5 protein-coding genes and 1 pseudogene are annotated in these 4279 nt (G+C 76.6%); 4 read left to right on the top strand and 2 right to left on the bottom strand.

Annotated elements, in window-relative coordinates; all coding sequences use genetic code 11:
- On the top strand, positions 1–608 hold a 608-nt coding region (locus NWP10_RS10745), incomplete at its 5' end, for a M23 family metallopeptidase (RefSeq protein ID WP_258300900.1).
- 9 nt (positions 609–617) lie between these two features.
- Positions 618–1163, top strand: a complete 546-nt coding sequence (locus tag NWP10_RS10740; RefSeq protein WP_258300899.1) for a GNAT family N-acetyltransferase — start codon at positions 618–620, stop codon at positions 1161–1163.
- Between the two features lie 40 nt (positions 1164–1203).
- Here NWP10_RS10740 and NWP10_RS10735 read toward each other — a convergent pair whose 3' ends face one another.
- Positions 1204–1413: a hypothetical protein gene (locus NWP10_RS10735; protein WP_158492252.1), complete on the bottom strand. Its 210-nt coding sequence runs from the start codon at positions 1411–1413 to the stop codon at positions 1204–1206.
- 145 nt (positions 1414–1558) lie between these two features.
- Positions 1559–2863, bottom strand: a complete 1305-nt coding sequence (locus NWP10_RS10730; protein WP_258300898.1) for a helix-turn-helix domain-containing protein — start codon at positions 2861–2863, stop codon at positions 1559–1561.
- A 90-nt stretch (positions 2864–2953) separates the two neighbouring features.
- On the opposite strand from NWP10_RS10730, the gene NWP10_RS10725 reads away from it, so the two are divergent.
- Positions 2954–4006: a ferredoxin reductase gene (locus tag NWP10_RS10725; protein ID WP_017488871.1), complete on the top strand. Its 1053-nt coding sequence runs from the start codon at positions 2954–2956 to the stop codon at positions 4004–4006.
- 90 nt (positions 4007–4096) lie between these two features.
- Positions 4097–4279 (top strand): annotated as a pseudogene (locus NWP10_RS10720) (acyl-CoA desaturase); the annotation flags it as partial.

Genomic DNA, 4279 nt, shown 5'->3' with positions numbered 1-4279 from the left:
CGGCGGTGCTCGCGTTCGCCCTGATCGGCGCGGTCCTGTGGGCGGCGCTGGCCCTCGGCCCCGACGGCGTCCCGGGCCAGCAGGGCTCCCGCCGCCCCGCCGCCTCCACGCCCGCCCCGCCCATCGTGTCCGCGGAGGGCTTCGCGGAGCCGGTCCGCGGCCGCGTCACCTCGCGCTTCGGACCCCGGCCGAACCCGTTCGGGGAGGGCAGCGCCCCGCCCAGCACGGACACGGACGCCCTCACGGACCACACCGGCGTGGACCTCGGCGGCGTCCCGGAGGGCACGCCCTTCCATTCGGTCTCGGACGGGCGGGTCCTCTTCGTCGAGGCGGGCGGGGACGCGGGCGGCAACCTCCTCGCCGTCGACTCCGGCGACGGCCACGTGTGGCGCTACCTCCACGCGGCCCCGGACTCCACCGTGGTGAACGCGGGCCAGCGGGTGTCCGCCGGGGACGCGCTGGCCGGCGTCGGGCAGACGGGCACCGCCACCGGCGTGCACCTGCACCTCGAGCTGCGTGTGGACGGCACGCCCGTGGACCCGGAGCCGTACCTGCGGGAGCGCGGCGTGGAGCTGGGCTCCTCGTGGGAGCGTCCGCGCCGTCGCTAGCCTGTCCCCATGCTCCCCGCCCCCACCGCGCGCCTGCGCTTCCGCGAGATGACCGAGGCGGACCTCGACGCCATGGCCGCCCTCCTCGGCGACCCCGCCGTCATGCGCTTCTACCCCGCCCCGCGCACGCGGGAGCAGGCCGCCGAGTGGATCGCCGGCAACCGCCGCCGGTACGCCCAGGACGGGCACGGGCTGTGGGTCATCGAGACCCTGCCGGAGCACTCCGACGACGGCGAGCCCGGCTTCGTCGGCGACTGCGGCCTGACGTGGCAGGAGGTCAACGGCGAGCCCCGCCTCGAGGTCGGTTACCACGTGCGCGCCGACCTCTGGGGGCGCGGCTACGCGACCGAGGCGGCGGCCGCGTGCCGGGACCACGCCCGCGACGCGCTGGGCCACCACGAGCTGGTGGCGATCATCCATCCGGAGAACTCGGCCTCCCGCCGCGTCGCGGAGAAGATCGGCCTGCGCGAGGCCGAACAGGACTTCACCGGCGCCGCCGAGGCGCGCGAGACCATGGGACTGGCCTCGCGCACCGTCATGGCGATGCGCTTCTGAGCGGCGTCGGCGCGGTCCTCAGCATCGCCGACGCCCCCGCTCAGCGGCCGTGGCGCGCGAGCAGCTCGCGGGCGGCGTCCGGGCCGGCGGCCTCGATGTCCCAGGAGCCGGTCTCGGCGTGATGGGCCTCCACGGCGTCGGTGATCCGGTAGTGCTCCGGGTTCCCGGGCGGGGTGGAGGTCTCCAGGATGTGGACCAGGTAGGTCTCGCCGGCGGCCAGGGCGGAACGGTCGTCGTCGTGATGGGTCATGGTGCTGCTCTCCTCAGTCGGTCGGGACGGCGGGCGGATCGCCGCGCCACGCATCCCCCAGACTGCCGGGGCGCCCGGGCGCAGGCCAGACCCGCCCGCCGCCGTGCCGCGCACGGGCCGTGGCCCCCTGACCGACGTCGGCCGGTCAGGCCGCCATGCCCCCGGCCCGCGCCCGGAGGACCAACTCGAGGTCGAACCGGGCGTCCGGGTCCTCGAGGGCGTCGCCGAAGAGCTCGCGCAGCCGCGCCACGCGGTAGCCGACCGTCTGCGGGTGCACGCTCAGCTCCGCGGCGATCGGCGCGCGCTGGCCCCAGTGCACGAGCCAGCTCAGCAGGGTCTGCTCGAGCACGGCGCGCTTGGCGTCGGTCAGCTCGGCGAGCGGGGCGAGCACCCGCTCGGCCAGCTCGGCGACGACGCGAGGCTCGGCCCCCAGCACCACGCGGGCCAGGTGCTCCTCGGCCAGGATGGGCGTGCCCGCGGCCGGGTCCGCACCGCCGACCGGCTCGAAGCCCACGGCCTCCTCCGCCCCCGGGCCGTCGGCCGCTGACCCGTCGCCCTCCGGCCGGGCCGCGGCCCGCTGCTCCGCAGCCCGACGGGCGGCCTCCTGCCCCGCGAGGGTGCGCGCCACCCGGTACGAGTGCGGGGCCAGCGGCCACTCGACGGCCGGACCCACCACCGCGGCCGTCCCCGCGAGGATCCGCAGCAGCCGGCGACGTCGGGCGGGCGCGTCCGCCTCCACCACGGCGACCACCTCGGAGTCCCGCTCCACCACGAGCCCGGCCCGGCCCAGCCGCGCGCGCACGGCCTGGCCGGCGTCGGGAGGCAGGGCCACCACGGCCAGCCGCGCCGGCACGCGCCAGTCCGCGAGTGCCGCGAGCCGCTCGACCTCCTTCTCCTCGGCGCCGCCGCGCACGAGGGCGGCGGCCAGCGCGGTCCGGTGCAGCTCCCGCACGCCGGCCTGCGCGGACTGCGCCTCGGCGTACGCCTGCGCACTGACGGCGGAAAGCTCGTCGATGTACGCCCAGATGGACTCGCCGAGCTCGATGACCACGGACATGTCCATGCCCAGCCGCGCGCATTCGGCGGAGAGGTCGCGGAACACGATCCGCGCGGAGGTCCGGTAGGCCCCGAGCAGGGCGTCCATGGACCGTCCCTCGCGGAACTCGCCGGCGCCGAGGCGGGCCATGGGCTCCCGGGACTCGGCGCTCAGCGCCGGCCGCGAGGTGCCCGGCAGGCTCATCAGCTGCTCGAGCGCGGTGGTGACGCCGAGGGTGAGGTTCTTCCCGTAGCGCCCGTCCCGGGCCGCCGCGTAGGCGGGGATCTGGTCCGGCACGGTCTGGATGATGCGCTCCATGATCCCGGGCAGGGCATGGGCCAGGCGGCCGGGCAGGTCGGCGGGCAGGTCCTGCCACGGGGGGCGCCAGTCGGATTCGGGGCGGGGGCTCGTCACGGGTATCGTTGTCTCCTCGAGATGAACTTCTTCCGCCGATCGTACGCCCGAGGTGAAGAATCGTGATTCCCCGAGCCATACGCTGAAGCCATGGCCGGTCCCTCTCTGCTCTCCCGCCTGGCGTCGACGCTGCTGCATCCGCTCACGCCGCAGGACGTGCTGGGCCTGCTGGACCCCGTGCACTCCTCGCGGCAGCTGCGCGGCGTGGTCACCTCCGTGCGACGCGAGACCCCGGGCACCGCGACCATCGCCTTCCGCCCGGGCCCGGGCTGGCGCCTGCACGACGCCGGCCAGTGGGCCCGCATCGGCGTGGACGTGGACGGGGTCCGCCAGTGGCGCTCCTACTCGCTCTCGGCCCCGGCGGGCGCGGACCCCGAGATCACGGTGTCCGACATCGGGCTCGTCTCCGGCACGCTCGTGCGCCGCACGAAGCCCGGCGACGTCCTCTTCCTCGACGTCCCCGAGGGCGACTTCACGCTGCCGGAGGAGCCGCGACCGCTCCTCATGCTCACCGCGGGCTCCGGCCTGACCCCGGTGATGTCCATGATCCGCACGCTCGTCCCGGCCCGCCGGGACGCCGACGTCGTGCTGGTCCACTCCTCCCGCACCCCGGAGACGGCGCTGTTCCGCGAGGAACTCGCCGAGCTGGCCGACCAGTTCCCCGGCCTGCGCGTGGTGCACCGCCACACCGCGGACGAGGGCCGCCTGGACCTGTCCTCCCCCGCGGAGCTCGAGGCCCTGTGCCCGGACTGGCGCGAGCGCGCCGCGTACGCGTGCGGCCCCGCCCCCTTCCTCGACGACGCCGAGGACCTCTGGCGGCGCGAGGCCGGCGGGGAGCTGCGCATCGAGCGCTTCCGCGCGGACTTCGCCCCGGGCGTCGCCGGAGCCGGCGGCCGCGTGGTGTTCGAGCACTCCGACGCCGAGGCCGACGCCCCCGGCGACGTGCCGCTGCTGATCGTGGCCGAGGAGGCCGGCGTCGCCGCGCCGGCCGGCTGCCGCATGGGCATCTGCCACGCCTGCCTCACCCCCCTCCGCTCGGGCCAGGTCACCGACCTGCGCTCCGGCGAGGTCCACGGCGAGCCCGGCGACCTCGTCCAGACCTGCGTCAGCGCCGCCGCCGGCCCCGTGAGCCTCGACCTGTGAGCGCTATCCGTTGAGCACCGTCCCCTGAGCCGCGGCCCACCCCGCCGCCCCCGACCTCCCTCCCGTCTCCCCATCCCCCAGGAGCACCGCATGACCCAGACACTCCCCGCCACCGAGCGCACCGGCGCCACCGCCCCGGACGACCTGAGCCTGGCCATCCCCGGCACCACCGTGCGCGGCCGCACCGCCCGCGTCCTCCCCGAGGACCGTCCGGACACCACGAGCTGGGCCCCGCAGACCGCCGACGCTGCCACGGACGCCGCGGCCCCCGCC

The organism is Micrococcus sp. HG099 (assembly GCF_024723355.1).
GTDB lineage: Bacteria > Actinomycetota > Actinomycetes > Actinomycetales > Micrococcaceae > Micrococcus > Micrococcus endophyticus.
This window is presented reverse-complemented; position numbering and strand designations above follow the sequence as displayed.

Coding starts and splice junctions, on each gene's coding strand:
- NWP10_RS10740 (WP_258300899.1), top strand. CDS start 618: ATGCTCCCCGCCCCCACCGCGCGCCTGCGCTTCCGCGAGATGACCGAG.
- NWP10_RS10725 (WP_017488871.1), top strand. CDS start 2,954: ATGGCCGGTCCCTCTCTGCTCTCCCGCCTGGCGTCGACGCTGCTGCAT.
- NWP10_RS10735 (WP_158492252.1), bottom strand. CDS start 1,413: ATGACCCATCACGACGACGACCGTTCCGCCCTGGCCGCCGGCGAGACC.